The organism is Streptomyces sp. NPDC001594, assembly GCF_042893675.1.
Lineage (GTDB): Bacteria > Actinomycetota > Actinomycetes > Streptomycetales > Streptomycetaceae > Streptomyces.
In genome coordinates this window covers 136,356-162,740 of sequence record NZ_JBIAVB010000017.1, presented here as the reverse complement: position 1 = coordinate 162,740, position 26,385 = coordinate 136,356, and the positions used below count along the sequence as shown (strand labels likewise).

24 protein-coding genes and 1 pseudogene are annotated in these 26,385 nt (G+C 74.1%); 14 read left to right on the top strand and 11 right to left on the bottom strand.

Going from position 1 to position 26,385, the window contains the following annotated elements:
* Nucleotides 1-55: 55 nt before the first annotated feature.
* The 4 genes from ACFY0O_RS30085 to ACFY0O_RS30070 are packed head-to-tail and all read left to right on the top strand — an operon-like array spanning nucleotide 56 to nucleotide 3,808.
* Nucleotides 56-1,540, top strand: coding sequence for a peptidoglycan-binding protein (locus ACFY0O_RS30085; protein WP_388952374.1), 1,485 nt, complete (start codon nucleotides 56-58; stop codon nucleotides 1,538-1,540).
* A 2-nt stretch (nucleotides 1,541-1,542) separates the two neighbouring features.
* A complete protein-coding gene (locus ACFY0O_RS30080) occupies nucleotides 1,543-2,274 on the top strand; it encodes an ABC transporter ATP-binding protein (protein WP_388952450.1) in 732 nt (243 codons plus the stop codon).
* On the top strand, nucleotides 2,271-3,503 hold the full coding sequence (locus ACFY0O_RS30075; protein ID WP_388952371.1) for an ABC transporter permease: 1,233 nt from the start codon (nucleotides 2,271-2,273) through the stop codon (nucleotides 3,501-3,503). The genes ACFY0O_RS30080 and ACFY0O_RS30075 overlap by 4 nt, the downstream gene beginning before the upstream one ends.
* 44 nt (nucleotides 3,504-3,547) lie before the next feature.
* On the top strand, nucleotides 3,548-3,808 hold the full coding sequence (locus ACFY0O_RS30070; RefSeq protein WP_388952368.1) for a hypothetical protein: 261 nt from the start codon (nucleotides 3,548-3,550) through the stop codon (nucleotides 3,806-3,808).
* 60 nt (nucleotides 3,809-3,868) lie between these two features.
* Here the strand turns inward: ACFY0O_RS30070 and ACFY0O_RS30065 are convergent, their stop codons facing one another.
* Entirely contained in the window at nucleotides 3,869-5,161 is a 1,293-nt protein-coding gene (locus ACFY0O_RS30065) for a geranylgeranyl reductase family protein (protein ID WP_358899192.1), read from the bottom strand.
* A gap of 98 nt (nucleotides 5,162-5,259) precedes the next feature.
* Here ACFY0O_RS30065 and ACFY0O_RS30060 point away from each other — a divergent pair, with 98 nt between their 5' ends.
* A complete protein-coding gene (locus ACFY0O_RS30060) occupies nucleotides 5,260-5,805 on the top strand; it encodes a GNAT family N-acetyltransferase (protein WP_388952365.1) in 546 nt (181 codons plus the stop codon).
* Nucleotides 5,806-6,062: 257 nt separating this feature from the next.
* On the opposite strand, the gene ACFY0O_RS30055 is transcribed toward ACFY0O_RS30060, so the two are convergent.
* From ACFY0O_RS30055 to ACFY0O_RS30045, 3 genes are all read right to left on the bottom strand, one after another.
* On the bottom strand, nucleotides 6,063-6,974 hold the full coding sequence (locus tag ACFY0O_RS30055; RefSeq protein WP_388952447.1) for a glutaminase: 912 nt from the start codon (nucleotides 6,972-6,974) through the stop codon (nucleotides 6,063-6,065).
* 24 nt (nucleotides 6,975-6,998) lie between these two features.
* On the bottom strand, nucleotides 6,999-7,694 hold the full coding sequence (locus ACFY0O_RS30050; protein WP_388952362.1) for a demethylmenaquinone methyltransferase: 696 nt from the start codon (nucleotides 7,692-7,694) through the stop codon (nucleotides 6,999-7,001).
* Between the two features lie 287 nt (nucleotides 7,695-7,981).
* Nucleotides 7,982-8,155 (bottom strand): hypothetical protein, encoded by a 174-nt coding sequence (locus ACFY0O_RS30045; RefSeq protein WP_388952451.1) that lies wholly within the window; start codon nucleotides 8,153-8,155, stop codon nucleotides 7,982-7,984.
* A gap of 28 nt (nucleotides 8,156-8,183) precedes the next feature.
* On the opposite strand from ACFY0O_RS30045, the pseudogene ACFY0O_RS30040 reads away from it, so the two are divergent.
* Nucleotides 8,184-8,696 (top strand): annotated as a pseudogene (locus tag ACFY0O_RS30040) (DUF3152 domain-containing protein); the annotation flags it as partial.
* Between the two features lie 5 nt (nucleotides 8,697-8,701).
* Here ACFY0O_RS30040 and ACFY0O_RS30035 read toward each other — a convergent pair.
* The 5 genes from ACFY0O_RS30035 to ACFY0O_RS30015 all read right to left on the bottom strand — a co-directional run bounded on the left by ACFY0O_RS30035 (nucleotide 8,702) and on the right by ACFY0O_RS30015 (nucleotide 14,233).
* Nucleotides 8,702-9,346, bottom strand: coding sequence for a hypothetical protein (locus ACFY0O_RS30035; protein ID WP_388952359.1), 645 nt, complete (start codon nucleotides 9,344-9,346; stop codon nucleotides 8,702-8,704).
* 16 nt (nucleotides 9,347-9,362) lie between these two features.
* Nucleotides 9,363-10,562 carry a cyclic dehypoxanthinyl futalosine synthase gene (gene mqnC / locus ACFY0O_RS30030; RefSeq protein ID WP_388952356.1) on the bottom strand — a complete coding sequence of 400 codons (1,200 nt, stop codon included), beginning with the start codon at nucleotides 10,560-10,562 and terminating at the stop codon, nucleotides 9,363-9,365.
* Between the two features lie 75 nt (nucleotides 10,563-10,637).
* Entirely contained in the window at nucleotides 10,638-12,386 is a 1,749-nt protein-coding gene (locus tag ACFY0O_RS30025) for a serine/threonine-protein kinase (protein ID WP_388952354.1), read from the bottom strand.
* Between the two features lie 106 nt (nucleotides 12,387-12,492).
* Nucleotides 12,493-13,209, bottom strand: coding sequence for a hypothetical protein (locus ACFY0O_RS30020; protein ID WP_388952351.1), 717 nt, complete (start codon nucleotides 13,207-13,209; stop codon nucleotides 12,493-12,495).
* 160 nt (nucleotides 13,210-13,369) lie between these two features.
* Entirely contained in the window at nucleotides 13,370-14,233 is an 864-nt protein-coding gene (locus tag ACFY0O_RS30015) for a menaquinone biosynthetic enzyme MqnA/MqnD family protein (protein WP_388952349.1), read from the bottom strand.
* A 236-nt stretch (nucleotides 14,234-14,469) separates the two neighbouring features.
* Here ACFY0O_RS30015 and ACFY0O_RS30010 point away from each other — a divergent pair, with 236 nt between their 5' ends.
* Complete coding sequence (locus ACFY0O_RS30010; protein WP_007265804.1) at nucleotides 14,470-14,673, top strand: cold-shock protein; 204 nt, start codon at nucleotides 14,470-14,472, stop codon at nucleotides 14,671-14,673.
* 251 nt (nucleotides 14,674-14,924) lie between these two features.
* Nucleotides 14,925-15,503 (top strand): hypothetical protein, encoded by a 579-nt coding sequence (locus ACFY0O_RS30005; RefSeq protein ID WP_388952346.1) that lies wholly within the window; start codon nucleotides 14,925-14,927, stop codon nucleotides 15,501-15,503.
* An 88-nt stretch (nucleotides 15,504-15,591) separates the two neighbouring features.
* Here the strand turns inward: ACFY0O_RS30005 and ACFY0O_RS30000 are convergent, their stop codons facing one another.
* On the bottom strand, nucleotides 15,592-17,283 hold the full coding sequence (locus ACFY0O_RS30000; RefSeq protein WP_388952343.1) for a lytic transglycosylase domain-containing protein: 1,692 nt from the start codon (nucleotides 17,281-17,283) through the stop codon (nucleotides 15,592-15,594).
* 270 nt (nucleotides 17,284-17,553) lie between these two features.
* On the opposite strand from ACFY0O_RS30000, the gene ACFY0O_RS29995 reads away from it, so the two are divergent.
* The 4 genes from ACFY0O_RS29995 to ACFY0O_RS29980 all read left to right on the top strand — a co-directional run bounded on the left by ACFY0O_RS29995 (nucleotide 17,554) and on the right by ACFY0O_RS29980 (nucleotide 22,692).
* Nucleotides 17,554-18,360 (top strand): thioredoxin domain-containing protein, encoded by an 807-nt coding sequence (locus ACFY0O_RS29995; RefSeq protein ID WP_388952341.1) that lies wholly within the window; start codon nucleotides 17,554-17,556, stop codon nucleotides 18,358-18,360.
* Nucleotides 18,361-18,568: 208 nt separating this feature from the next.
* Complete coding sequence (locus ACFY0O_RS29990; RefSeq protein ID WP_388952338.1) at nucleotides 18,569-19,183, top strand: hypothetical protein; 615 nt, start codon at nucleotides 18,569-18,571, stop codon at nucleotides 19,181-19,183.
* 91 nt (nucleotides 19,184-19,274) lie between these two features.
* Entirely contained in the window at nucleotides 19,275-20,060 is a 786-nt protein-coding gene (locus ACFY0O_RS29985; protein ID WP_388952335.1) for an SDR family oxidoreductase, read from the top strand.
* A gap of 40 nt (nucleotides 20,061-20,100) precedes the next feature.
* Complete coding sequence (locus ACFY0O_RS29980) at nucleotides 20,101-22,692, top strand: bifunctional FO biosynthesis protein CofGH (protein ID WP_388952331.1); 2,592 nt, start codon at nucleotides 20,101-20,103, stop codon at nucleotides 22,690-22,692.
* A 24-nt stretch (nucleotides 22,693-22,716) separates the two neighbouring features.
* Here the strand turns inward: ACFY0O_RS29980 and ACFY0O_RS29975 are convergent, their stop codons facing one another.
* Nucleotides 22,717-23,796, bottom strand: coding sequence for a tyrosine-protein phosphatase (locus ACFY0O_RS29975; protein ID WP_388952328.1), 1,080 nt, complete (start codon nucleotides 23,794-23,796; stop codon nucleotides 22,717-22,719).
* 368 nt (nucleotides 23,797-24,164) lie between these two features.
* On the opposite strand from ACFY0O_RS29975, the gene ACFY0O_RS29970 reads away from it, so the two are divergent.
* Both ACFY0O_RS29970 and ACFY0O_RS29965 read left to right on the top strand, forming a co-directional pair.
* Entirely contained in the window at nucleotides 24,165-25,253 is a 1,089-nt protein-coding gene (locus ACFY0O_RS29970; protein ID WP_388952444.1) for an ADP-ribosylglycohydrolase family protein, read from the top strand.
* Nucleotides 25,254-25,477: 224 nt separating this feature from the next.
* Nucleotides 25,478-26,338: a TIGR03619 family F420-dependent LLM class oxidoreductase gene (locus ACFY0O_RS29965; RefSeq protein WP_388952325.1), complete on the top strand. Its 861-nt coding sequence runs from the start codon at nucleotides 25,478-25,480 to the stop codon at nucleotides 26,336-26,338.
* Nucleotides 26,339-26,385 lie beyond the last annotated feature (47 nt).

Sequence of the window (26,385 nt, the reverse complement as noted above, 5' to 3'; positions counted from 1 at the left end):
AGCCGGGAAGGGGCCGGTGCGGGAGGGCGGGGGGCTGCGGCGGGGGCGCCGCGTCGTGGGGGGCGTTGTCGTCGGGGCCGCGCTCGTGGCCGTCGGCGGGCTGCTGGCCGGCGTGCTGGTGAAGTCCCCCGCGCAGATCGCCGCCGAGACCGGGCCGCCCCCGCAGGGGCCGCTCACCGCCGAGGTCGAGCGGCGGGTGCTCGCGCAGACCGTCGTCATGCGCGGGACCGTCGTCGCCGACCAGAGCGTGGACGTGGCCCCGCAGCCCCGCGGCGCCGAGGGTGCCGGCGCGCCCGTCGTGACCAAGCTGCCGCTCAGGGCCGGGGACCCCGTCGCGGCCGGACAGCTGCTGGCGGAGGTGTCCGGGCGGCCCGTGTTGGCCCTCAAGGGCACCCTGCCGGTCTACCGCGACCTCAAGCCGGGCGCCGCCGGCGACGACGTCGCCCAGCTCCAGCAGGCTCTGCGCGAGCTCGGCCACGGCACCGGCGCCGACGCCAAGGGCGTCTTCGGCCCCGGCACCAAGGCCGCGCTCGCCGCCCGCTACCGGGCCGTGGGCTACGACCCGCTGCCCGCTCTGGCCGACCGCGGCGAGGGCCTCAAGGCCGCGCGGGAAGCCGTACGGTCCGCCGAGTGGGCCCTGGAGGACGCCTCGGGCGGCGGCGGGGGCGGGGCCGGGGCGGCCGGTGCAGGCGCCGGGAGCGGGGCCGGTGTGGCGGGCAAGGGGGGCCGGGTCGGCGTGGAGCCGCGGCCGGCCTCCCCCGCGCCGGGCGCCGCCGTACCCTCCGCGGGCGGTACCGGCGACGGCGGGCGGAGCCTCGACCGCGCCCGGCAGGCGCTGGCCGACGCCCGGGCCCGGCTCGCCGCCGCCGAGGCCGCCGACGGGCCGATGCTTCCCGCCGCCGAGGCCGTGTTCCTCGGCGCCTTCCCCGCCCGCGTCAGCGCGGTCGGCGGACGCGTCGGCGGGCCGGTCTCCGGGGCCGTGCTCACGCTGTCCGCCGGGGAGCTCGTCGTCGAGGCCTACCTCAAGGACGACCGGAGACAGCTGCTGCGCCCCGGCATGGCGGTGACCGTCTCCTCCGAGGCCGCCGGCACCGACGTCCGGGGCCGCGTGGCCTCGGTCGCCGCCGAGCGCACGGCCGGCCGGGCCGCCACCGCGAGCCAGCCCGACCAAGGAGGCCAGGGCGGCCAGGGCGGCACCCAGGGCAAGGGCGGCGGCGGGGAGCAGGGCTACCGGATGGTGGTCCGCGCCGACCAACCGCTGCCCGCCGCCTTCGCCGGCCAGGACGTACGGCTGACCATCGAGTCCGCCGCGACCGACGGCCCCGCCCTCGTGGTGCCCGTCACCGCCGTCTCCGCGAGCGCGGACGGCCGTACGGTCGTCACCGCCGTGGCCGCCGACGGCGCCCAGCGGCGCGTGGAGGTCCGGGCGGGCACCAGCGGCGACGGCTACGTGGCCGTGACCCCCGTCCAGGCGGCCGACCTCGCCCCCGGCACCCGGGTCGTCGTCGGGGCCGGGCCGAAGCCGGCGGGGGGCCGGTGAGGCTGCCCCGCCGGCGCCGTCCGGAACCCGCCCCCGCGCACCCCCGCCACCCCGACGCCCCCGTCATCGAGTTCCGCCAGGTCGCGCTCACCTACCCCGGACCGCCGCCCGTGGAGGCGCTCAGACCCTGCGACCTCACCGTCCGGCGCGGCGAGTTCGTCACCGTCGTCGGCCCCTCCGGCTCGGGGAAGTCCACCTTCCTCAACGTCGCGGGACTGCTCGACTCCCCCACCGCCGGCCACTACCTCCTCGACGGCATCGACACCGGGCGGCTGCCCGACCACGCCCGCACCGCACTGCGCGGACGCCGCATCGGGTTCGTGTTCCAGTCCTTCCACCTCCTGTCCCACCGCAGCGCCCTGGAGAACGTCGCCCTCGCCATGCTCTACGCCTCGGTACCCCGTACGGAGCGCCTCCACCGGGCGCGGGCGGCCCTGGAGCAGGTCGGCCTCGGACACCGGACCGGTGCCGTGCCCGGCCGCCTCTCCGGCGGCGAGCGCCAGCGCGTCGCCATCGCCCGCGCCCTCGTCGGACGGCCCTCCCTGCTGCTGTGCGACGAGCCGACCGGCAACCTGGACTCCGCGAACGCCGCCTCCGTACTGGCCCTGCTGGACGAGCTCCACACCGCCGGCATGACCGTCCTGGTGATCACCCACGACGCCGGGGTTGCCGCCCACGGCCACCGGACCCTCACCGTCCACGACGGCGTGCTGCGCGAGCGGGTGACCGCGTGAGATCCGGCCCCGAACCCACCCGGCTGACCGTCCGCGACGCCCTGTCCGAGGCCGTCGCCGGCATGCTGCGCCGCCCGGGGCGGGCCGTGCTCACCGCACTCGGGACCGTACTGGGCGTCGGCAGCTTCGTGGCCGTCCTCGGCCTGACCGCCACCATCTCCTCCCAGATCGACGGCCGGTTCAACGTCCTCACCGCCACCGAGGTGACCGTCGAGGACATCGCGGTCCGGCAGGACGAGTTCGCCGGACCCGGCTTCCCCGCCGACGCCGAACAGCGGCTGCGCGCGGTCGCGGGCGTCCGCAGCGCCGGGGTCCTGTGGACCGTACGGCTGGACCCGTCCACCCCCGTGAGCGCCCTGCCCCCGGCCGGCGCCGGCGGCTCCCGCACCGGAACCGGCACCACCGTCGTCGCCGCCTCCCCCGGGGCCGTGGCCGCCCTCGTCCCCACCCTCCGCGAAGGGCGCCTCTACGACGAGTTCGCCGAGCGGAGCCGCCAGCGCGTCGTCCTCATCGGCAGCGGCGTCGCCGAACGCCTCGGCATCACCACCCTGGCCACCCGGCCCGCCCTGTACATCGGTGCCGAACCCTTCACCGTCGCGGGCATCCTCGCGGACGTGGAACGCAAGCCGGAGAACCTGCTGTCCGTCCTCGTGCCCCGGGCCACCGCCCAGGAGCTGTGGGGCCCGCCCGAACCCGGCGGCGCGGCCGTGCTGATCGCCACCGAGCTCGGCGCCGCCCGCCAGGTCGCCGACCTCGCCCCGCTCGCCCTGCGCCCCGACCACCCCGAGTACCTCAAGGCCGTCCCGCCTCCCGACCCCCGGACGCTGCGCTCGGGCGTCACCTCCGACCTGAGCGCGCTGTTCCTGCTGCTCGCCGGGATCTGCCTGGTCATCGGCGCGGTCGGCATCGCCAACACCACGCTCGTGGCGGTCCTGGAACGCACCGCCGAGATCGGTCTGCGCCGCGCCCTCGGAGCGCGGGGGCGACACGTGTCCGCCCAATTCCTCACCGAATCCGCACTGCTGGGCGCGCTCGGCGGGCTGGTGGGCGCCTCGCTGGGCGAGTTGACGGTGGTCGGGGTCTGCCTGGTCCGCGACTGGACCCCGGTGATCCACCCCGGCACGGTCGCCGCGGCCCCGCTCGCCGGGCTGGGCACCGGCGTGCTCGCCGGGCTGTATCCCGCCTGGCGGGCGGCCCGGGTGGAACCGGCCGAGGCCCTGCGAAGATAGGCGGGTACCCGTGTGCCCCAGCGACCCCCGGAGGTGGCGAGCCCGTGAGCGGAACCTCGTGCGAGCAGCACGGCGACGGCAACGACACCGCCCTGCCCGCCGCGCTCGGGCTCGGCCTGCTGGCTGTCGGCGGCTGGGTGTTGACCACCGCGCGCCCCTGGCAGAAGCCCGGCAGCCCGCTGACGCTCGGCCTGGGGTGGACCGTCTCCGGCGCCCTGCTGCTCGCGGGCCTGGGCCTGCTGACCCGCTGCGTCCGCACCGTCCACGCAGCCCCGGACGGCCCGCGGGAGCCCGCGGACGGCTGAGCCGCCCGCCGGCGGACCCGGGGGCGGCTCAGGGGGTTCCACGGGGCGTACCGACCCGGCTCAGGCCTTCGGGGCCACCTTCGAGAGGCCGTTGATGATGCGGTCCATCGCGTCGCCGCCCGTCGGGTCCGTCAGGTTCGCCAGCATCTTCAGCGTGAAGCGCATCAGCACCGGGTGCGTCAGACCGCGCTGGGCGGCGATCTTCATGACCGTCGGGTTGCCGATCAGCTTCACGAAGGCGCGGCCCAGCGTGTAGTAGCCGCCGTAGGTCTCCTTGAGCACCTTCGGGTAGCTGTGCAGCGCCAGCTCGCGCTGGGCCGGGGTGGCGCGGGCGTGGGCCTGGACGATGACGTCCGCCGCGATCTGGCCGGACTCCATCGCGTAGGCGATGCCCTCGCCGTTGAACGGGTTGACGAGCCCGCCCGCGTCACCGACCAGCAGCAGGCCCTTGGTGTAGTGCGGCTGCCGGTTGAAGGCCATCGGCAGGGCCGCGCCGCGGATCGGCTGCGTCATGTTCTCGGGGGTGTATCCCCAGTCCTCCGGCATGGACGCGCACCAGGCCTTGAGGACCTCGCGCCAGTCCAGCTCCTTGAACGCGGAGGAGGAGTTGAGGATGCCGAGGCCGACGTTGGAGGTGCCGTCACCCATGCCGAAGATCCAGCCGTAGCCGGGCAGCAGCCGGTCCTGCGGGCCGCGCCGGTCCCACAGCTCCAGCCAGGACTCCAGGTAGTCGTCGTCGTGCCGGGGCGAGGTGAAGTACGTGCGCACGGCGACGCCCATCGGGCGGTCCTCGCGCCGGTGCAGGCCCATCGCCAGGGACAGGCGCGAGGAGTTGCCGTCGGCGGCGACGACGAGCGGGGCGTGGAAGGTGACCGGGGTCTTCTCCTCGCCGAGCTTCGCCTGCACACCGGTGATGTGCCCGGTGCGCGGGTCGCGGACGGGCTCGCCGACGTTGCAGCGCTCGTACAGGCGGGCGCCGGCCTTCTGCGCCTGGCGGGCCAGGGTCTCGTCGAAGTCGTCGCGCTTGCGGACGAGTCCGTAGTCCGGGTAGGAGGCGAGTTCCGGCCAGTCCAGCTGGAGCCGCTGCCCGCCGCCGATGATGCGCAGGCCCTTGTTGCGCAGCCAGCCGGCCTCTTCGGAGATGTCGATGCCCATCGCGACCAGCTGCTTGGTGGCGCGCGGGGTCAGACCGTCACCGCAGACCTTCTCGCGCGGGAACGCCGTCTTCTCCAGGAGCAGGACGTCGAGTCCGGCCTTCGCGAGGTAGTAGGCGGTCGTCGAGCCGGCGGGCCCGGCCCCGACGACGATCACGTCCGCGCGGTGTTCGGAGAGGGGCTCGGTGGGCTCGGTCACTGCGGGGTCTCCCGAAGGCTCGATAAGGGGTGCCCAACGGCACAGGACATGACGCAGTCTATGCAGCGAGAGTGATCGCGATCCGAAGGGCTGCCCCGATGACTACCTCGCCGACGACCTCGCCGACGACCCGGCCGCCGCTGCCGGCGGTCCGGCTCCGCGTACCGATCGACGAGGACGCGCACACCTGGTACCGCCTCTTCGACGACGCGGACGTGATGGAGTTCCTCGGGGGGCCCGCGGAGCTGTCCGTGTACGAGGAGATCACCGCCCGGCAGCGGATGCACGACGCCCAGCTGGGGCACTGCCTGTGGACCCTGCTCGACGAGGAGGGCGAGGTCCTCGGCTTCACGGGCGCGCAGCCATGGCCCGCGACGAAGGCGTGGGGGCCGGTGGGGCGGATCGAGATCGGGTGGCGGCTGGGGCGCGCCGCGTGGGGGAAGGGGTACGCGTACGCCGCCGCGCTGGCCACGCTGGAGCGGTTGCGGGAGGTCGGGGTGGGGCGGGTCTGCGCGGTGGTCGACGTGCGGAACGTGCGGTCGGTGGCGGTGGCGGAGCGGCTGGGCATGGCGCCGGGGGAGGAAGTCGCCGCCCCGGGTGGGCGGCGGGCCCGGCTGTACGAGCTGGACCTCGCGGGGGCGTAGGGGCCGCCTGCGGCTGCGGCTCCCGCTGCGCGGGGTCTGCTCCCCGCCCCGCCCTTCCTCCGTTCCTCCCCCAGCTACCGCTGGGAGGGGCCCCCAGGCGGGGCTGGATTCCCGCGCGGCGGCAGCGGTCCGCAGAGGGCCGCCGGCCCCGGCCAGGGGCAGCGGCCCCGCCCAGCCTCCGGCGGACGGAGTTCGCCGCAGCGGTGCGAAGCCGGGGAGGCCGGCCACGGCCGAGCCGCGCGAGCGGCGCGGGAAGATCAGAACACGCTCAGGCCCGTCAGGGTTGTGAAGCGGTCCAGGGCCGCCGCGCCCGCTACCGAGTTGCCCCGGGCGTCCAGGCCCGGGCTCCACACCGCGAGGGTGCAGCGGCCCGGGACGACCGCGATGATGCCGCCGCCGACCCCGCTCTTGCCCGGGAGCCCCACCCGGTAGGCGAACTCCCCCGCCGCGTCGTACGTCCCGCAGGTCAGCATCACCGCGTTGATCTGCTTGGCCTCGCTGCGGGTGAGGAGGCGGGACCCGTCCGCCCGGAGCCCGTGCCGGGCCAGGAAGCGGCCGGCCAGGGCCAGGTCCGCGCAGGTCATCTCGATCGAGCACTGCCAGAAGTAGTGGTCCAGCAGCGCCGGCACGGGGTTGTCGATGTTGCCGTAGGAGGCCATGAAGTGCGCCACGGCCGCGTTCCGGTCGCCGTGTTCGTGCTCGGACGCGGCCACCTCCGCGTCGAAGCCGACGTCCGGGTTCCCGCTCTCCTGCCGCAGGAACTCCAGGAGTTCGCTGCTCGCGTCACCCGTCAGGGTCTGCAGCCGGTCGGTGACGACGAGCGCGCCCGCGTTGATGAAAGGATTCCGCGGGATGCCGTTCTCGTACTCCAGCTGCACCAGGGAGTTGAACGGGTTGCCGGACGGCTCCCGGCCCACCCGCTCCCAGAGGCTGTCCCCGCCCTCCGCGAGGGCGAGGGCCAGCGCGAAGACCTTGGTGATCGACTGGGTGGAGAAGGGGACCCGCCAGTCCCCGGTGCCGAAGACGTTCCCGTCGAGGTCGGCGATCGCCATCCCGAACCGGCGGGGGTCGACCCCCGCCAGCGCCGGGATGTACTCGGCCGGGGTACCGCTGCCGATCAGCGGGGCGACGTCCGCCGCGATCCGTTCGAGGATGTGCTGGTAGTCCACTGGTGCCACACGTGCCGTCGGGTGCTACTGGACCTTGACGCCGCGGTGCAGGGCCACGATGCCGCCGCTCAGGTCGCGCCAGGCCACCTTGCCCCAGCCGGCCTTCTGCAGCAGCCCGGCCAGCGCCGGCTGGTCCGGCCACTCGCGGATGGACTCGGCGAGGTACACGTACGCGTCGGGGTTGGAGGACACCGCGCGGGCCACCGGCGGCAGGGCGCGCATCAGGTACTCGGTGTAGACCGTCCGGAACGGCGCCCACGTCGGCTGCGAGAACTCGCTGATGACGACCTGCCCGCCCGGCTTGGTCACCCGGTACATCTCGCGCAGCGCGGCGTCAGTGTCCTGGACGTTGCGCAGCCCGAAGGAGATCGTGACCGTGTCGAAGACGTCGTCCCGGAAGGGGAGGCGGGTCGCGTCGCCCGCCGTCAGCGGGAGCCACGGGTTGCGCTTCTTGCCCTCCCGCAGCATGCCGAGGGAGAAGTCGCAGGGGACGACGTACGCGCCGGTCGCGGCGTACGGCAGGGAGGAGGTCGCGGTGCCGGCGGCCAGGTCGAGCACCTTGTGGCCGGGGCGGGCGGCGACCGCCTTGGCGGCCTCCCTGCGCCACAGGCGGGCCTGCCCGAGGGAGAGGACGTCGTTGGTGAGGTCGTACTTCTCCGCGACGCCGTCGAACATGGAGGCGACTTCGTGCGGCTGCTTGTCCAGGGAAGCCCTTGTCACTGGCGGTGGCCCCTCGATGCTCGGTGTGTCTGCGGCGGACAGGTCGTACCCCGTCATCCTCTCAGGCCGCCACCGTGTCGGCCGCCCCGGCCCGCTCTGACCCGCACCCATGGAAATTCCGGCAGATCAGGACCGGAAACGGGCAGACTGGGCAGGCGATCCGACACAAAGGGACCACTCATGGCGACACGCCGATCAGTCACCGCACGAAGGGCCGAACGGCGGCGCAGACGACTGCGCCGTACGGTCCTGGGCTCGACGGCGTTAGCCGTGCTCTCCCTCGCCGCCTACTGGCTCGGGCTGGAGCGGGGCGCCGCCACCGCCGCCCGGGGCGGCCCGCCGCCGGCGGCCGGGCGGACGGCCCCGGCCGCGAGCCAGAGCCCGAGTCCGAGTCCGAGTCCGAGTCCGAGTCCGAGTCCGAGCCCGAGTCCGAGCCCGACGGCGGCCCCGGGCGCGTTCACCGCTTCCTCCAGCACCGGCCAGGCCCAGGGCCAGGGGCGTCCGCTGCGCTGGCGGGTGGAGACGGAGAACGCCAGCGGCGTCGACCCGGACTCCGCCGCCCGGAACATCGAGGCGATACTCGGCGACCGCCGCGGGTGGATACGCGACCCCTCGTACGGGTTCCGGCTGGCCGGCCGCGGCGAACCGGTGGACTTCACCGTGAAGATCGCCACGCCCGCCACCACGGACCGGCTGTGCGACGTGGTGACCCCCGAGCTCATCGGGGAGACCAACTGCCAGGCCCACCACACCATCGTGGTGAACCTCAAGCGCTGGCAGGAGGGGTCGCCGACGTTCCAGGGCTCGGCCGCCGAGTACCGGGCGCTGATCATCAACCACGAGGTGGGCCACGAACTGGGCCGCGGCCACGAGACCTGCCCCCGGCCGGGCGCCCCCGCCCCGGCGATGATGCAGCAGCTCAAGGGGCTCCAGGGGTGCACGTCGAACGCCTGGCCGCACACCGCCGGCGGAACCTACCTCGCCGGCCCCCCGGTTCCCTAGCGGGACTAGCGCCGCCGGTGCAGCAGGCGGCCGCCGATGACGGTGGCCACGCAGGTGGTCGCCCCGCGCTCCAGCAGTTCGGCCTCGTCCGCCACCGCGAACACCGCGAACCGGGCCTCCGCCCCGTCCTGGAGCACCCCGTGGAAGGCCTGCCCGGCGCTCTCCCGCCCGGTCAGCGGGTCCAGCGCCGCCTCACCCTCGTAGGGGGCGGGCGGGAGCACGGCCAGGCCCGAGCGGACCACGGCCGTGCGCACCGCCGGGACCGTGAACCGTCCGGCCACCGCCACCACCCCGCGCGCCAGCAGCTTCTGCGTGCCGCGCCGGGCGCTGTTGCCCCGGCGGGCGTCGGTCAGCTTGAGGGCTTCGAGGGCCTCCGCCCCGGTGATCGGGTCGGCGCCCAGCTCGGTGACCTCGTACGGGTCGTCGGGATAGTACGTCCCCTCCAGCAGCACGTCCGCCCCGCGCGCCAGCAGTCCCGGGGTGAGCACCCCGGGCCAGCGCCGCACCCGGGCGTGCGGCGCGGCCGCGCCGAGGTCCTCGTAGCGGCCCGTGCGGACGATCCGGTCGCCCTCCACCAGGACGGCGCCCGCCTCCAGCGGAGCGGCGCCCGGCCCGGCGACGAGGAGCTCGGCGGTGTGCAGCGTCAGCATCGGGGGTCGGTCCGCGTCAGTTCGTGGAGATGAGCTTCAGCTCGGGGTGCGCGGTGCCCCCCTCGATGGCGGTCGAGGAGATGTGCGAGACCACGCGGTCGTCGACCGGGTCGTTCGCCGGGTCCTCGTGCACCACGAGGTGCTCGTACGTGGTCGCGCGCTGCGCCGGGACGCGGCCCGCCTTGCGGATCAGGTCGATGATCTCCTGGCGGTTCGAGCGGTGCTTGGCACCGGCGGAGGAGACGACGTTCTCCTCCAGCATGATCGAACCGAGGTCGTCGGCGCCGTAGTGGAGCGAGAGCTGGCCCGCTTCCTTGCCGACGGTCAGCCAGGAACCCTGGATGTGCGCGATGTTGTCGAGGAAGAGGCGGGCGATCGCGATCATGCGCAGGTACTCGAAGACCGTCGCCTGCGTCCGGCCCTTGAGGTGGTTGTTCTCGGGCTGGTACGTGTACGGGATGAACGCGCGGAAGCCGCCGGTGCGGTCCTGCGTGTCACGGATCATCGCGATGTGCTCGATGCGCTCGGCGTTGGTCTCGCCGGTGCCCATCAGCATGGTGGAGGTGGACTCCACGCCCAGCTTGTGGGCGATCTCCATGATCTCCAGCCAGCGCTCGCCGGACTCCTTCAGCGGGGCGACGGCCTTGCGCGGCCGCTCCGGCAGGAGTTCGGCGCCGGCGCCCGCGAAGGAGTCGAGGCCGGCGGCGTGGATGCGCCGGATGGCCTCCTCGGCGGAGACGCCGGAGATGCGGGCCATGTGCTCGACCTCGGACGCGCCGAGGGAGTGGATGACCAGCTGCGGAAAGGCCTTCTTGATGGCGGAGAAGTGCTCCTCGTAGTACTCCACGCCGAAGTCCGGGTGGTGCCCGCCCTGGAACATCACCTGCGTACCGCCGAGCTCGACGGTCTCCGCGCAGCGGCGCAGGATGTCGTCGAGGCCGCGGGTCCAGCCCTTCTTCGTGTCCTTGGGGGCCGCGTAGAAGGCGCAGAACTTGCACGCCGTGACGCACACGTTCGTGTAGTTGATGTTGCGCTCGATGATGTACGTCGCGATGTGCTCGGTCCCCGCGTAGCGGCGCCGGCGCACCGCGTCGGCGGCCTGGCCGAGCGCGTGGAGGGGAGCGTGCCGGTAGAGGTCGAGCGCCTCTTCCTTGGTGATCCGGCCCCCCGCGGCAGCGCGGTCGAGGACGGACTGGAGTGCGGCCAGGTCGGTCACCGGTGGGTCACCTTTCGGCGGTGTGTCAAGGGTCCGGACCGATCCAGCCTACGCCAGGGCCCCCGACCGGCTCCGTCAGGGGCTGCGGGTGAGGTCGCCCTCGGGGTTGCCGGCCGCCCTGTCCCCCGACTTGTAGTGCAGCGAGCCGCCCTGGTTCAGGGTGAACCGTTCGTCGGCGGAGCCTCCGGCGCAGATGCCGGGGGCCGGGTTGGGGCCGCCGGCGGTGTCCAGGACCAGGGAGCGGTCGGTGGCGGAGCCGAGCTTCCAGTCCCCGCTGCAGTCGGTGCCCAGGAGCGGCAGGATCGACTTGTCCCGGGCGACGACCTCGCCGACCTTGCCGCCCTTGATGGTGATCTCGAACTGGCTGGTGGCCCCGAGGTTGGTGGTGACGGTGCCCTTCCAGGTGCCGATGAGCTCCTTGGGGACGTCGTCCCGGGTGCCCTTCGGCGGGGCCGGCGAGGACGGGGCGGAGCCGGCCGGGTCCGGGGCCTTGGAGGTGGCCGGGGGCTGGCCCACCACCTTGTCGTGGGAGTCGGACCGGCCGGGCAGCAGCCCCATGCCGTACAGGCCGCCGGACAGGGCCACCAGGGCGGCGGCCGCGCCGAGCACCAGGGTGCAGCTGAAACGGCGGCCGGAGGCCCGGACGGTCATCCGGCGCCGCTCGCCCGGCGCGGCGTTCCGCTGCCCCGGTACCCCGGGGGACCCGGCCGTCTCGGTGGGCATCCCGTACACCCCGCCGCCCATGGAGCCGCCGGCTCCCGACCCGTACGGTCCGCTGCCGGGGCCGTAGGGGCCGGCAGCGGCCGCGTAGCCGCCGGGGTTCCCGTACGAGGGGTCCGGCGTCCCGAACCCGCCCCCGAGGGAACCGCCGACGGGCCCGCCGAAGGACCCGCCGGTGAACGGCACCGGCCCGGAAGGGTAGGCGTCGGAGGGCCCGGCGGCGTCCAGGTTCAGCAGGGCCACCGCCGCACGGCTCGCCTCCTCCACCAGCGGCGCCGGAAGCCACCCGGGCGCGCCGAGCGCCCCGCCCAGCGCGGCCGCCAGGTCGTGCGGGGCGGGGCGCTCGGCGGCCGTCTTCGCCAGGCAGGCGGCGATCAGCTCGCGCAGTTGCCCGGCCGGGACGGCGTCCAGCTCGGGCTCCTCGTGCACCACCTTGTAGAGGAGGGTGGCGGAGTTGTCCCCGAAGAACGGCGGCCGCCCGGTCGCGGCGAAGGCCAGGACCGCGCCCAGCGAGAACACGTCCGAGGCGCCCGTGACCCCCTTGCCGAGGATCTGCTCGGGGGACATGTAGCCCGGCGAGCCGATGGAGACGCCCGTGGAGGTCAGCGAGGCGGTGCCGTCCGTGGCGCGGGCGATCCCGAAGTCGATCAGCCGGGGCCCGTCGAGGGTCAGCATCACGTTCGACGGCTTCACGTCGCGGTGGACGAGGCCCAGCCCGTGCACCGCCACCAGGGCCCGGGCCAGCCCCGCGCCCACGGCCCGAACGGAGGCCTCCGGCAGCGGCCCGTGCCCGGCGACCGCCCGGTCCAGCGAGGGCCCGGCCACGTACCCGGTCGCCACCCACGGCACGGCCGCGTCCGGGTCGGCGTCCAGCACGGGCGCGGTCCACTCCCCGCCCACCCGCCGGGCGGCCTCCACCTCACGGCGGAAGCGGGCGCGGAACTCCGAGTCGGAGGCGAAATGGGGGTGCACGACCTTCACGGCGACGGTCCGGCCGCCCGCGCTGCGCCCCAGGTAGACCCGTCCCATGCCGCCCGCGCCGAGCCGGCCGAGCAGCCGGTACGCGCCGATCGTCCGCGGCTCACCGTCTTCGAGCGGCTGCATCGCGTCCCCCCTGTCCCCGGGTTCCCCACGTCGCCCGGACAGCAGCACCTTAGGGGGTGTCCGGCGTGACCGGATGTCCCGGACGGCCTCGGGCGGTGGGGCGGGGTCAGCGGCGGTCCGCGCCCCACACCTCGCTCTCCCTCAGCACCACGAGGGCGAAGGCCAGCCGCTTGTCCAGCCAGCCCTCCCGCTCGACCGCGTACCAGCGGGGGCCCTGCGACGGCTGGAAGGAGAGCACGGTCTCCTCGCCGGACCGCCAGAGCACCGGCTGCGGCGGTCCGCCGCCGTCGCCCTCGGCGCCGAGGCTCAGGATGCTGTCGGCGACGCTGCCCAGGACCTTGCCGACGCCCCGCCCCACGATCCGCCCCGGTCCCCCCTCGGCCCAGGGGCGCGGGGCGGTCACCTCCGGGTGCCCGGGCTGCTCCAGCCACCAGCCGTGCCGGACCAGGCGCTGCGCCGCCGGGGTCCGGTGGACCGTGCCGGCCTGCCGGCCGGCCGCGTCCGTCACCCGGTGGTGCTCGCCGCCGGGGCCCTCGGGGAGCACCGAGCACAGCAGCCGGGTACGGCCCTCGTCCTCGTACAGCCGGAAGCCCCCCTGCCGCAGCGGGACGCCGTCCGGCCCGGCCGGCGCGATGTACAGGGCCGGGACCATCAGCTCCTCGCCGCCGCGCAGGCGCGGTACGCGCACGGCGTGCGCCCCCGTACCCCGCCTGGACGCGCGCACCGCGTCGCGCAGCACCCTGCCGACCGTGAACCGGGTGATGCCCTCCCAGGGCACCGGTTCGAAGGGTTCCGCGGTTGCCGTGTTCCTGCCGAATGCCATGGCCTTCCCCACCCCTGCTCGTATTCCGCTCCGCCGCTCTTCTTCGGCTTCTCCGGGCGAGTGCGACGGAAATGCGAAAGGCGAACGAATTACCGGCAAACGGAACATTCCCGTGCGGTGAAGCGGAAGGCCCCCGGGAAGGTCCCCGGGGTATTGGCGATCAGCGTTCCTGCCGCCCGGCCTTCAGCAACTCCACCGCCACATCGGTCGCGTAGCCGGTGTCCGCTCCCGTTCGGCGCGCGAATTCCCGCACCCCGGCGAGTTGTTCCGGGCCGAAGCGGAAGTCGAGGGTGGTGAAGTAGCGCTGGAGCAGCCCGGCGTCGAACGCCTCCCAGCGGGCCGCCTGCTCGGCGACCTTCACGACCTCCTCCAGGGAGAGGTCCCGGGAGGCCAGGAAGGCGTCGTGGACCTCCCGGACGATCTCGGGTTCACGGTCCAGGTAGTCCTTGCGGGCGGCCCAGACGGCGAAGACGAACGGCAGCCCCGTCCACTCCTTCCACATCCGCCCCAGGTCGTGCACGGCCAGCCCCAGCCGGGGCGCGTCGTGCAGCGAGGCGCGCAGCGCGGCGTCGCCGATCAGCACCGCCGCTTCGGCCTCCTGCATCATCACCCCCAGGTCAGGGGGGCAGGTGTAGTAGTCGGGCCGGACCCCGTACTGCTCGGCGAGCAGCAGCTGGGCCAGCCGCACGGAGGTCCGCGAGGTCGAGCCGAGGGCCACCCGGGCCCCGTCCAGCTGCTCCAGCGGGACCTGCGAGACGATCACGCAGGACATGACGGGGCCGTCGCAGCCGACGGCGATGTCCTGGAGGGCGACGAGCCGGTCGGCGTTGCGGAGGAACTCGACGAGGGTGATCGGGGCGATGTCCAGGTCCCCCTGGACGAGCCGCTCGCTCAGCTTCTCGGGGGTGTCCTTGGTCAGCTCCATGTCCAGCAGGGTGCCGGTGCGCGCGAGACCCCAGTAGAGGGGCAGGCAGTTCAGGAACTGGATGTGGCCGACCCTGGGCCGGCTGCGATAGACGTCCACATCGCGAGACTAGCGGCGCTTCTCCGTCAGCGATCGAGCGGGTCTCAAACGTCCGGGTGACGTGATCTTTCCCTCTGGTCTCCGCCCGAGGGTGCGTGCTAGGCTCGACGCAAGTTGCAGTTTGGTTTCCCTTGCAGTACGAGGCCTGCGGAGCTTGTAACCCGCAGGCTTTTGTAGTTTTCAGACTTCTTAGCAGGTTCTGGAGCAGGGCGACCCTTTGGCCCATAGGAGGGCTCATGGCTACCGGAACCGTGAAGTGGTTCAACGCTGAAAAGGGCTTCGGCTTCATCGCCCAGGACGGCGGCGGCCCGGATGTCTTCGTCCACTACTCCGCGATCAACGCCTCTGGCTTCCGCTCCCTCGAGGAGAACCAGCAGGTGAACTTCGACGTCACGCAGGGTCCGAAGGGCCCGCAGGCGGAGAACGTCACCCCGGCCTAGTCGCCAGGCCGACCCGATCGCGGTCGGATATCGCAGTACCCAAGGAGCCCTGCCCCCGCCGTGCGAACGGCTGGGGCGGGGCTCCTGCCTTTTCCCCGGGGCTGGCTCGGGCCGGCCCCGGCGCGTCCCGCGTCCGTTCGGGGCCGAATCCTGGTTCCCCTGAGTGACTGCCCATCACACCGTGTGTACATCCGAGGGGCGTCGGGGATGTTCGGTCGCGGACATCGGTCCCGGACTCACGGAGGAATCGGATGACGAAGCTCGCTTGGGCCGCTCGGGGTGTTTCGGCGGTGTCGGGGGCAGTGCTCCTCGGCGCGCTCCTCGCGCCGTCGGCGGCCGCCAGCGGCGGCATGGACCACGACCCGCAGCACAAGAAGAAGGCCTCCCATCCCGCCAAGGCGGCGAAGCCCGCCAAGCAGGCGGTGACTGCCGCGCCGACCCGTTCCGACGACGACCGGGACGACGACCACCGCAGGAAGTGCTCCACCTCCCGCGACCTCGCGACCGCCTCGCCGGACTACACGAACTTCCCCCCGGGCCTGATCTTCCGGGTGGCGACCGACCGGCACGGGCACGCCTTCCTCAACGACAGCCGCAACCCGGGCGTGTGGATCAACCTCGGGATCCTCGCCCACGCGCCCCGGTGCGTCACGGACACCGCCGCCTCGGTGACGGAATCCAACCCGGGCTCCCTCTACGTCACCCTGCAGGACCGGGAGGGTGAGCTGCACCAGGCGACCTGCACCACCTCCGACACTCCGTTCACCGCCTCGAACCTGGCGGCCGCCTGCGGTACCGGCTTCACGACCGTCCAGGACACCCCCGTATAGGGCCACGCTCCCGGTACACGCACGGCACGGCCGGTCGCGAGGTGCGCGACCGGCCGTGCCGTGTGTCGTCCGTCCGCACGGGCCCCGGTCAGGCCTTGGGGTCCGCCTTCGGGGCGGTGACGGTGAGGTCCAGGACCAGTTCCGCCCCGTCCGCCGTGGTCAGCCGCAGGTGGTACGTGCCCGCGGGCGCGTCCGTGGTCAGCAGCTCCGGCAGGTCGGTCTTCCCGTCGGCCCCGGTCTTGGGCAGGTCCACGGCGAACAGCTTCCGGCCCTCCGCGGCGCCCTTGAAGAACGGGCCCTTGGCCGCCGTCGGATCGACCGGGACCCAGGCCCCGGGCTTGCCCGTGACCAGCGTCGCGGTGACCTGGACCCCGGCCTGCGCCTTGCCGTCGCGGGCGGTCAGGAACTGCAGGCCCTTGACCGAGGTGCCGGCCGCGACCTCGACCGCCCCGCCGCCGTCCGCACGGGTCAGCGCCACCGGCTTCTCGGCCGGCTTCGCGGTGACCTTGCCGTCCAGCGCCACGGTGAACTGGCTCTTGGAGTCGTAGGCCGTGGCCCGGAGGGTGAAGGCGCCCGCCTTCGGACCGGCCTTGAGGCGCGGCGCGGTGGCGATGCCCTGGGCGTCGGTACGGACGACCACGCTCGACTCGCCGCCGAAGACGAAGCCCGTGCCGCCGGTGGTGTCCTGCTCGACGGCGACGACCACGGCCTGGCCGACGGCCGGCTTGCCGTCGCTGAGGACCGCCTTGAAGCGGGCGCCGTCCGCGAAGGTGCTGCCGGCCTCCGCCTCCAGCGCGGCGTCGCCGACCCGCTCCAGCTTGGCCAGCGTCGCGGGCGCCGGGGTGGGCTTGGTCGGGTCGGGCTTCGGGTCCGGCTTGGGCGTGGGCTTCGGGTCGGGCTTGGGGTCCGGCTTGGGCGTGGGCTTCGTCGCCGGCGGGTTGGGCGCCGGGACGTGCGGCGGGGTGGGGATCGTCGGCGTCGGCGGGGTCGGGAAGGTGCCGACGGGCGGGTTCGGGACCCCGGCGGTGCCGTCCTGCTGGTACTGGCGCATGTAGCCGAGCACGCTGTTCACGTACTCGCGCGAGTTGTTGTAGCTGAGGATCGCCCTGTCGAGGTCGGCCGGGTTGGAGAGGTCCTTGCCGCCCGAGCAGAGGTAGAGGCCCGCGCCCAGCGCCGCGTCGTAGATGTTGTTGGCGTCGCGCTTGCCGTCCCCGTTGCCGTCGGCCTTCCAGGTGGCCCAGGTGGAGGGGATGAACTGCAGGGGGCCGAAGGCGCGGTCGTACTCGGTGTCGCCGTCGAACTCGCCCTTGTCGGTGTCGAGGATCTTCTCGTAGCCGTTGCCGTCGAGGCGGGGGCCGCGGATCGGCCGCTCGGTGGTGCCGTCGTCCTTGAGCCCGTAGCCGGAGGCGTGGACGGACTCGATCCGGCCTATGCCCGCGACGAGCTGCCAGGGCAGCTTGCACTTGGGCAGGGCGGCGGCGACGGCCACCTCGGCGCGCTTGTAGGCGTCCAGGGCGGTCGCGGGGATGCCGGCGGCGCCCTCGGCGGCCGTGCCGCCCGCGGCGGGCGGGACGACCGGGTCGGCGAGCTGGCCCGGGAGGTCGAGGCGGGCGTCGCCGCGCTCGGCGGCCTGCGGGCTGTCCGGGGTGGGTTCGGCCTCGCCCGCGCCGGCGACCGGGGTGTTGGTCACCACGGCGGCGGTGGTCAGGCTGGCCGCGAGCGCGGCCGTGCACAAGACCTTGCGCGAGGTGTTGACTACGTGGCGGTGAAGCGGCTTCACGGTGCGGCGATCCCCCCAAGGCGGCCGGCGAAGTCAGGCGCACGGCCGGGTCGGGCCGTGATTGTTCTGTCTATCAGGTATTCGGATACGACTCGCCGTCGCCCCCGCAGATATGACACACCATTCGTCTCGGCTTCACCCCCCTGTGGCCCAGGACGTCCACCCCGGCTCCTGCGGCCCTCCGGCCCGGTGCGAACGGGACTTCCGGCCCTGTCCGGAACCTCCCAAAGGCCCATCCTGGCAGGACTCATGGGAATTTAGCCTGGTTTCATGGCGAGTGACGGCAAGAAGGACCAGCGGCGCGGGGCCCGCGAACGACTCCTGGCGGAACGGGAGGAGCGGGCGCGGCGCGCGCGGCTGCGCGGGCGGCTGCTCGTCGGCGGGGCCCTGGCCGCCGCCCTCGTGATCGCGGCCGGCGTGGGCATCTACGCGTCGCGGTCCGCCGGTTCGGGGGAGAGCGAGGCGGGCGGCAGGCCGTTCGTGCGGCCCGCGCACACGGCCGGCGAGGACGGGGCGGTCGTCCCGTACGGCAAGGAGGGCGCGAAGGACCTCGTATCGGTCTGGCTGGACCCGCGCTGCCCGTTCTGCGCGGGCGTGGAGACGGGCCTCGGGCCGGCCTTCAAGGAGCGGGCGGACGCCGGGGACTACCGCGTCGAGTACCACTTCGCCGCCTTCCTGGACGGGGCCCTGGGCGGCAAGGGCTCCAAGCGCGCGCTGAACGCGCTGGGCGCGGCCGTCAACGAGAGCCCGGAGAAGTTCATGGACTACCTGCGGGTGCTCTACGCGAACCATCCGCAGCAGGAGTCGGAGGACAGGTTCGGCTCGACGGCCACCCTGCTGGACCTCGCCGACCAGGTACCGGGGCTGCGCACCCCGGGCTTCGACAGGGCGGTCGAGGAGCTGACGTACATGCCGTGGGCGGACCGGGTCTCGCAGACCTTCCACGGCAGCGGCAAGAAGGGCACTCCGGTGGTGGAGGTCAACGGCAAGGAGGTGGACGTGCTGACGGGCAAGGGCCTGGAGACGATCACCCCGGAGGCCTTCGGGCGGCTGGTGGCGGCGAACCCGAAGCCGTGACCCGCCGGGGGAAGGTGACCGGCGGGCGGCCCGACTCCTGGTACTTTTCGGCCAGACGAGAGAACTGGCGTGCGAAGCCTCCTCCTTCCGTGAGGCATCCGGGAGGCGGGGCGGGCCGCGGTCCGGGCCGTGCACACCGCCCCGCCCGACGCCCGCCGCCGGCCGGCCGCCGCTCTCCTGCCCTCGCCGCCGATCCCGAAGGCCTGCCATGACCACCCCGCCGCACCAGCCCGCGCCGAACCCCTACTCCGGCGCCCCGGTCCCGCCGAACCCGTACGCGGGCGCCCCCGCCGCGCAGCCGAACCCGTACGCCCAGCAGCCCGCCCCCGGCTTCCCCGCCCAGCAGGGCGCCCCGGGCGCGATGCCGCCCGGCGCGATGCCCCACGACCCCGCCTACGCGCCGCCGTACGGCCACGTGCCCGCGCCGGGCTGCCGCAACTGCGGGGCGCCGCAGGCCGCGCTGTTCTCGGTCCGCGCCCACGTCGGCGTGCTGGTCCTGATGCGCTTCCACACCCTCAACGGTCCGTTCTGCCGCCCGTGCGGCCGCTCCCTGGTGCGCACGATGACCACCAAGACCCTGTGCCAGGGCTGGTGGAGCCCCCTGTCCCTGGTGCTCTTCACCCCGTTCACGCTGTTCTGGAACCTGCTCGCCGCGATCAAGTTCGGCAAGCTCCCGGACCCCACCCCGGCGCCGGGCCGCCAGCCGCTGGAGGAGGGCCCGCCGGTGCACGCCCGGCCGCTCGCCTACGTGGCGATCATCCCGCTGCTGTGGTTCACCTGGGTCGCCGTGAACATCTACCTGGACGCCAGCGGGAGCCGCTGAGCCGCCCGGGCCCCCGCACCCCTTCCCACCGCGGCCGCCGCCACCTACCCTGACGCACCGTCAGAAACGGATCGTCACACGGGAGCGCGCCATGCTGCTGCGAGGGAAGACCGTCGTCGTCTCCGGTGTGGGGGCCGGGCTCGGCCACCAGGTGGCCGCCGCCGTGGTCCGCGACGGCGGGAACGCCGTCCTCGGCGCGCGCACCGAGGCCAACCTGGCCAAGTCCGCCGCCGAGATCGACCCCGACGGCGCCCACACCGCCTACCTGCCCACCGACATCACCGACGAGCGGCAGTGCGAGGCCCTCGCCGCGCTCGCCGCCGAGCGCTTCGGCGGGATCGACGCCGTCGTGCACGTCGCCGCCTGGGACTCCTACTTCGGCGGCCTGGAGGACGCCGACTTCGGGACCTGGCAGCAGATCCTCGACGTCAACCTCCTCGGCACCCTGCGCATGACCCGCGCCTGCCTGCCGGCCCTCAAGGGCGGGGGCGGCGGCTCCGTCGTCCTCATCGGCACCCAGTCCGCCGTCGCCGCTCCGAACGAGGTCCGCCAGGCCGCCTACGCCGCCTCCAAGGGCGCGCTGACCTCCGCCATGTACTCCCTGGCCCGCGAGCTCGGCCCGCACCGGATCCGCGTCAACACCGTGCTGCCCGGCTGGATGTGGGGCCCGCCCGTCCAGGCCTTCGTCACCTTCACCGCCCACACCGAGAACGTCCCCGAGGCCGAGGTCCACGCCCGCCTCACCGACCGGATGGCCCTGCCCGACCTCGCCACCGACGGGGACGTCGCGGACGCCGCCGTGTTCCTGGCCTCCGACCGGGCACGGGCGATAACCGGCCAGTCCCTGCTGGTCAACGCCGGTGAGCTGATGCGGTGACCCCCTCCGGCCCCCGCATCGCTGCTCGTATGCTCGCCGTATGACCACTCCGAGTGACGCCCCGACCGACAACGCCATGCGCCGCGCGCTCCGGCGGGCCCGCGACGGTGTCGCGCTCGACGCGGCCGAGGCGGCCGTGCTGCTCCAGGCCCGCGGCGAGGCCCTGGAGGACCTCGCCGCCTCCGCCGCCCGGGTCCGCGACGCGGGCCTGGCGGCCGCCGGCCGCGCCGGCGTGATCACGTACTCGAAGAGCGTGTTCATCCCCCTCACCCGGCTCTGCCGCGACAAGTGCCACTACTGCACCTTCGCCACCGTCCCCGGCAAGCTGCGCCGCGCGGGCCACGGGATGTTCATGTCCCCGGACGAGGTCCTCGACATCGCCCGCCGGGGCGCCGCCCTGGGCTGCAAGGAGGCCCTGATCACCCTCGGGGACAAGCCCGAGGACCGCTGGCCCGAGGCCCGCGAGTGGCTGGAGGCGGAGGGCTACGACGACACGATCTCCTACGTCCGCGCCATCTCCGTGCGCATCCTGGAGGAGACCGGGCTGCTGCCCCACCTCAACCCCGGCGTCATGTCCTGGGCGGACTTCCAGCGCCTCAAGCCCGTCGCCCCGTCCATGGGGATGATGCTGGAGACCACCGCCACCCGGCTGTGGTCCGAGCCCGGCGGCCCGCACCACGGCTCCCCCGACAAGGAGCCCGCCGTCCGGCTGCGCGTCCTGGAGGACGCCGGGCGCTCCTCGGTCCCCTTCACCTCCGGGCTGCTCATCGGCATCGGCGAGACGTACGAGGAGCGCGCCGAGTCGCTGTTCGCGCTGCGCCGGATCTCCCGCGCCTACCACGGCATCCAGGAGCTGATCATCCAGAACTTCCGCGCCAAGCCGGACACGGCGATGCGCGGCATGCCGGACGCCGAACTGGACGACCTGGTCGCCACGATCGCCGTCGCCCGGCACATCATGGGCCCCTCGGCCTGCCTCCAGGCGCCGCCGAACCTGGTCGACGGCGAGTACGCCCGCCTGATCGGCGCCGGCATCGACGACTGGGGCGGGGTCTCCCCGCTCACCCCGGACCACGTCAACCCCGAGCGCCCCTGGCCGCAGATCGACCTGCTGGCCGAGCGGTCGGCGGCGGCCGGGTTCGAGCTGCGCGAACGGCTCTGCGTGTACCCGGAGTTCGTGCGCCGCGGCGAGCCCTGGCTGGACCCCCGCCTGCTGCCCCACGTCCGGGCGCTGGCCGACCCGGAGACGGGCCTCGCCCGGCCGGACGCCGTGGTCGAGGGGCACCCCTGGCAGGAGCCCGAGGAGGCCTTCACCTCGGCCGGGCGCACCGACCTGCACACCGCGATCGACACCGAGGGCCGCACCGGCGACCGCCGCGAGGACTTCGACGAGGTCTACGGCGACTGGGAGGCCCTGCGCGAGGCGGCCGCGCCCGGCATGGTCCCCGAGCGGATCGACACCGACGTACGGGCCGCCCTGTCGCAGGCGGCCGACGACCCGCAGCGGCTCACCGACGAGCAGGCCCTGGCCCTGCTGCACGCGGACGGCCCCGCGCTGGACGCCCTGTGCCGGATCGCGGACGACCTGCGCCGCTCGGTGGTGGGCGAGGACGTCACCTACATCGTCACGCGGAACATCAACTTCACCAACGTCTGCTACACCGGCTGCCGGTTCTGCGCCTTCGCGCAGCGCCGTACCGACGCCGACGCGTACACCCTCTCCCTGGAGCAGGTCGCCGACCGGGCCGCCCAGGCCTGGGAGGTGGGCGCGGTCGAGGTGTGCATGCAGGGCGGCATCCACCCGGACCTGCCCGGGACGGCGTACTTCGACATCGCGCGGGCGGTGAAGGAGCGGGTGCCGGGCATGCACGTGCACGCCTTCTCCCCGATGGAGGTCGTCAACGGCGCCACCCGCACCGGGATGTCCGTACGGGACTGGCTGGCGGCCGCCAAGGAGGCCGGGCTGGACTCCATCCCGGGCACGGCGGCGGAGATCCTGGACGACGAGGTCCGCTGGGTGCTGACCAAGGGCAAGCTGCCGACGGCGGACTGGACCGAGGTCGTCACCACCGCGCACGCGCTGGGCGTCCGTTCCTCGTCCACGATGATGTACGGGCACGTGGACCAGCCCCGGCACTGGCTCGGCCACTTCCGGACCCTGACCCGCATCCAGGAGACGGCCCTCGCCAACGGGGTGGAGGGGTTCACGGAGTTCGTGACGCTCCCCTTCATCCACACCAACGCCCCCGTCTACCTGGCGGGCATCGCCCGCCCCGGCCCGACCGTCCGCGACAACCGGGCGGTGACGGCCATGGCCCGGCTGCTGCTGCACCCGCACATCCCGAACATCCAGACCAGCTGGGTGAAGCTGGGCACGGAGGGCGCGGCCGAGATGCTCCGCTCCGGCGCCAACGACCTGGGCGGCACCCTGATGGAGGAGACCATCTCCCGTATGGCGGGGTCGAGTTACGGCTCGTACAAGTCGGTACGGGACCTGGTCGCGGTCGCGGAGGCGGCGGGCCGGCCCGCGCGCCCCCGGACGACCCTGTACGGGGAGGTGCCGCAGGAGCGCCAGGACGCGGCCCGGACCTCGGACGGGCACCTGCCGCAGCTGCTGCCGGTCCTGGAGTGAACGGCCGGCCGGCCGGGAGCGGGGTCAGCCGACGAGGAGGTCCCGCTTGAGGTCGCGCAGCTCGCGGGCGTCCATGCCGAGGCCGTCCTTGAGGTAGCGGTCGAAGGTGCCGTACGTGGCCTTGACTTCGTCGTAGCCCGCGTTCAGGTACTCGGCGCGGACGTCGAGCAGCGGCTTGTAGACGGCGGCCTGCGGGGCCGGCAGGTGCGAGAGGATCGCGTCGTTGGCCGCCTTGCGGTAGTCGTTGCTGGCCAGGTAGTCGGCCATCACCGTCTCCTGCGGGACGCCGAGGGCGGTCAGCAGCGTGGCGTCGGCCCAGCCGGTGCGGTCCTTGCCGGCGGTGCAGTGGAAGAGGACGGCGTGGGCGCGGTCGTCGCGGACCCCGTCAAGGACCTGCGTGTAGGCCTTCTTGCCGCCCTCGCCGCTGACCATGCTCTTCTCTGCGCCGATCATGGCCTGGACGGCCTCGTCGGGGGACTTGGGCAGGGTCTGGAACGAGCCGGACCCGGCGAAGACGTCGGCGACGACGTAGCGGGCGCCGGCCGGGACCTGGTCGGCGCCCTTGGTGCGCTCGTCCTGGGTGCGCAGGTCGAAGACCGTCTTGACGCGCAGCCGCTGGAGTTTGGCCTGGTCGGCGGCGGTCAGCTTGTCGAGGGCGTCGGAGCGGTAGACCTCGCCCATCTTGACCCAGTGGCCGTCGGTGGTGCGGTAGCCGCCGACGTCGCGGAAGTTGACCGCGCCCTCCAGCTTGATCCGGCGGTCGGCGAGGTGCAGGCCCTGGCCGTGGTCGGCCTTGAAGTCGAACCACTGGCGGTCGGCGGCGGGCAGCCCCTCGACCGTGGCCTGGCCCTGGGAGCCGCCCTTGGCGACGACCTTGCCGTTCGCCTTGATCTCGACGTGCTTGGTGCCCTTGGCGTTCCACTTCAGGGTGTACGAACCGTCGGCGGCGGCGGTGACGGTGGCCTCGGTGAAGGGGATCGAGGTGCGGTCGTGGTGACGGCCGGGCCATTCCCAGCCGGAGGCGGAGGCGGCGGGGGCCACGACCAGCGAGGCGGTGAGAGCGGAGGCGGCGACGGCGGTCGCGGCGAGGAGAGCCTTCTTCATGGCGTCGAGGCTCCGTGCCCCCGGCGAACCTCGCGTGAACAGGACATGGCTGGAACCAGCCGCCGTGAAGGCGAGTGACAAAACGTGCCACTTGATCGTCTCACCGGCTGGAACCGCTCGGGTTCCGGCCGTTCTCCGGCCACTTAGGGCCGACCTGGCGGACCCCTTACGAATCCACCCGAACCGTCCACTACAGTGCGCGCCAGACTCTGGGGGGGACGGGCATGGACACGACGACGAGCACGAGCGCGAGCGCGAGCGGGAGTACGGCGACGGGGCCGGAGGCGGGAACGGAGACGGACGCCCCGGCAGTGTCTCCGCCGGCGCCGGCCGCACCCCCGGGGGCGGGGGTCGTCCTGGCCACCGCCCTGTGGGGCCGTACCGAACAGCAGGACTTCCGCAGCCGGGTCCGCGGCACCCTCCTCGGCTCCGCCATCGGCGACGCCCTCGGCGCCCCCGTCGCCGGCCTCTCCCTGGACGGCATCCGCGAGGCCCACGGCCCGGCCGGGCTCACCGGACCCGCCCCGGCCCACGGCCGCCGCGGCGCCGTCACCGCGTCCACCCAGCTCACCCTCTTCACCGTGGACGGCCTGATACGGGCCCACGTGCGCCGGGACACCGGCGCCTGGCACCCCCCGACCGACGTCCACCGCGCCTACCAGCGCTGGGCCGCCACCCAGCACGACTGGGGGCCCGACGAACGCCGCAAGGACAACGGCTGGCTCGCCCACGAGGAGTGGCTCTACGCCCGCCGCGACCCCGACCGGGCCTGCCTGACCGGCTTCGCCGACGACACCCTCGGCACCCTGGACCACCCCAAGAACCCCACCGCCCGCGACGCCGCCGCCACCGCGCGCTCGGCCCCCTTCGGGCTCCTCGTCGGCTGGGAACCCTCCCTCGTCCTCCAGCTCGCCGTCGAGTGCGCCACCCAGAGCCACGGCCACCCCTCCGCGTACCTGTCCGCCGGGGCCCTCGCCGTCATCGTGCACGGCCTGACGCGCGGCGAGACCCTGGACGCCGCCCTCCGGCGCACCCTCGCCCTCCTCGCCACCCGCCCCGGCCACCAGCCCGTCACCGACGCCCTGCACCGGGCCCTCGCCGCCGTCACCGGGGACGCGCCCGGCCCCCGCGCCGTCGAGTCCCTCGCCCCGGGCGACGGCCGCGACGCCGAGGACACGCTCGCCGTCGCCGTCTACTGCGCCCTCGTCGCCGAGGACGTCGCGCACGGGCTGCGCCTGGCCGTCAACCACGGCGGCGACTCCACCGCCACCGGCGCCCTGTGCGGGGCCCTGCTCGGCGCCCTGCACGGCGAGACGGCCCTCCCGGCGGCCTGGCTCGCCGAACTGGAGGGGCGGGCCACGCTCCTGGAACTGGCCGACGACTTCGCCCTGGAAATGACCCAGGGCCCCACCCTCCACCCCACCCAGGCCTGGCAGACCCGCTACCCCCAGGGCTGAGGTGTGGGCAATCGTTCCGCAGGGCGATGGGGGTCCCCCCTGCTCGAGCGAAGCCGAGAGCTCGGGGGAGGGTGGGCACACCGGAACGCGCCGCCGCACACCCCGACCCCGCCCCGCCGCACCCCGCCGGGCCCGCACCCCGCCGCCACCCAGGCGGCACCGGCCCCTGCCACCGCCACGCGGAACCCCGTACCTTGACCCTCCCGACCACACGGAGGTGCCACATGCGGATCGCCACCACCATCTTCCTCACCGACCTCACCGTCACCCCCACCCGCCTCGCCACCACCCTCGAAGAGCGCGGCTTCGCCGGCCTCTACCTCCCCGAACACACCCACATCCCCGTCAGCCGCACCACCTCCGCCCCCATGGGCGGCGAACTCCCCGACCAGTACGGCCGCACCCTCGACCCCTTCGTCGCCCTCGCCCAGGCCGCGGCCGTCACCCACCGCCTCCACCTCGGCACCGGCATCACCCTCGTCGCCCAACACGACCCCATCGGCCTCGCCAAGCAGGCCGCCACCCTCGACCACCTCACCGGCGGCCGCCTCACCCTCGGCATCGGCTACGGCTGGAACGTCGAGGAGGCCGCCGACCACGGCGTCGACTGGCCCACCCGCCGCGAACGCGTCCACTCCCACATGGCCCTCATGCGCGCCCTGTGGTCCCCGGAGCCGACCGCCTACGAGAGCCCCTACGGCTCCGTCCAGGCCAGCCACGCCCACCCCAAGCCCGCCACGCCCCCGCGCGAACTCCCCGGCGGGCAGCGCCTGCTCGGACCCCGCACCCTCATCGGCGGAGCGGCCGGCCCCAAGCTGTTCGCCGCCGTCGCCGACCACGCCGACGGCTGGCTCCCCATCGGAGGCGGCGGCCTCACCGAGAGCCTGCCGGTGCTGCGCCGCGCCTGGGAGGACGCCGGACGCGACCCCAAGACCCTCCAGGTGATCCCGTACGCCGTCCGGCCCAACCCCGGCAAGCTCGCCCACTACGCCGAACTGGGCATCGAGGAGGTCGTCCTCCAGCTCCCCTCCGCCCCGGAGGACGAGGTCCTGCGCACCCTGGACGACTTCGCCCGGCACCTCTGAGGACCGCCGCGGCCGACCCGGGACGGAACCGGCCCGGTACGTCAGGG

Coding starts and splice junctions, on each gene's coding strand:
- ACFY0O_RS30060 (WP_388952365.1), top strand. CDS start 5,260: ATGACTACCTCGCCGACGACCTCGCCGACGACCCGGCCGCCGCTGCCG.
- ACFY0O_RS30035 (WP_388952359.1), bottom strand. CDS start 9,346: ATGCTGACGCTGCACACCGCCGAGCTCCTCGTCGCCGGGCCGGGCGCC.
- ACFY0O_RS30025 (WP_388952354.1), bottom strand. CDS start 12,386: ATGCAGCCGCTCGAAGACGGTGAGCCGCGGACGATCGGCGCGTACCGG.
- ACFY0O_RS30020 (WP_388952351.1), bottom strand. CDS start 13,209: ATGGCATTCGGCAGGAACACGGCAACCGCGGAACCCTTCGAACCGGTG.
- ACFY0O_RS30010 (WP_007265804.1), top strand. CDS start 14,470: ATGGCTACCGGAACCGTGAAGTGGTTCAACGCTGAAAAGGGCTTCGGC.
- ACFY0O_RS30005 (WP_388952346.1), top strand. CDS start 14,925: ATGACGAAGCTCGCTTGGGCCGCTCGGGGTGTTTCGGCGGTGTCGGGG.
- ACFY0O_RS29995 (WP_388952341.1), top strand. CDS start 17,554: ATGGCGAGTGACGGCAAGAAGGACCAGCGGCGCGGGGCCCGCGAACGA.
- ACFY0O_RS29990 (WP_388952338.1), top strand. CDS start 18,569: ATGACCACCCCGCCGCACCAGCCCGCGCCGAACCCCTACTCCGGCGCC.
- ACFY0O_RS29985 (WP_388952335.1), top strand. CDS start 19,275: ATGCTGCTGCGAGGGAAGACCGTCGTCGTCTCCGGTGTGGGGGCCGGG.
- ACFY0O_RS29980 (WP_388952331.1), top strand. CDS start 20,101: ATGACCACTCCGAGTGACGCCCCGACCGACAACGCCATGCGCCGCGCG.
- ACFY0O_RS29975 (WP_388952328.1), bottom strand. CDS start 23,796: ATGAAGAAGGCTCTCCTCGCCGCGACCGCCGTCGCCGCCTCCGCTCTC.
- ACFY0O_RS29965 (WP_388952325.1), top strand. CDS start 25,478: ATGCGGATCGCCACCACCATCTTCCTCACCGACCTCACCGTCACCCCC.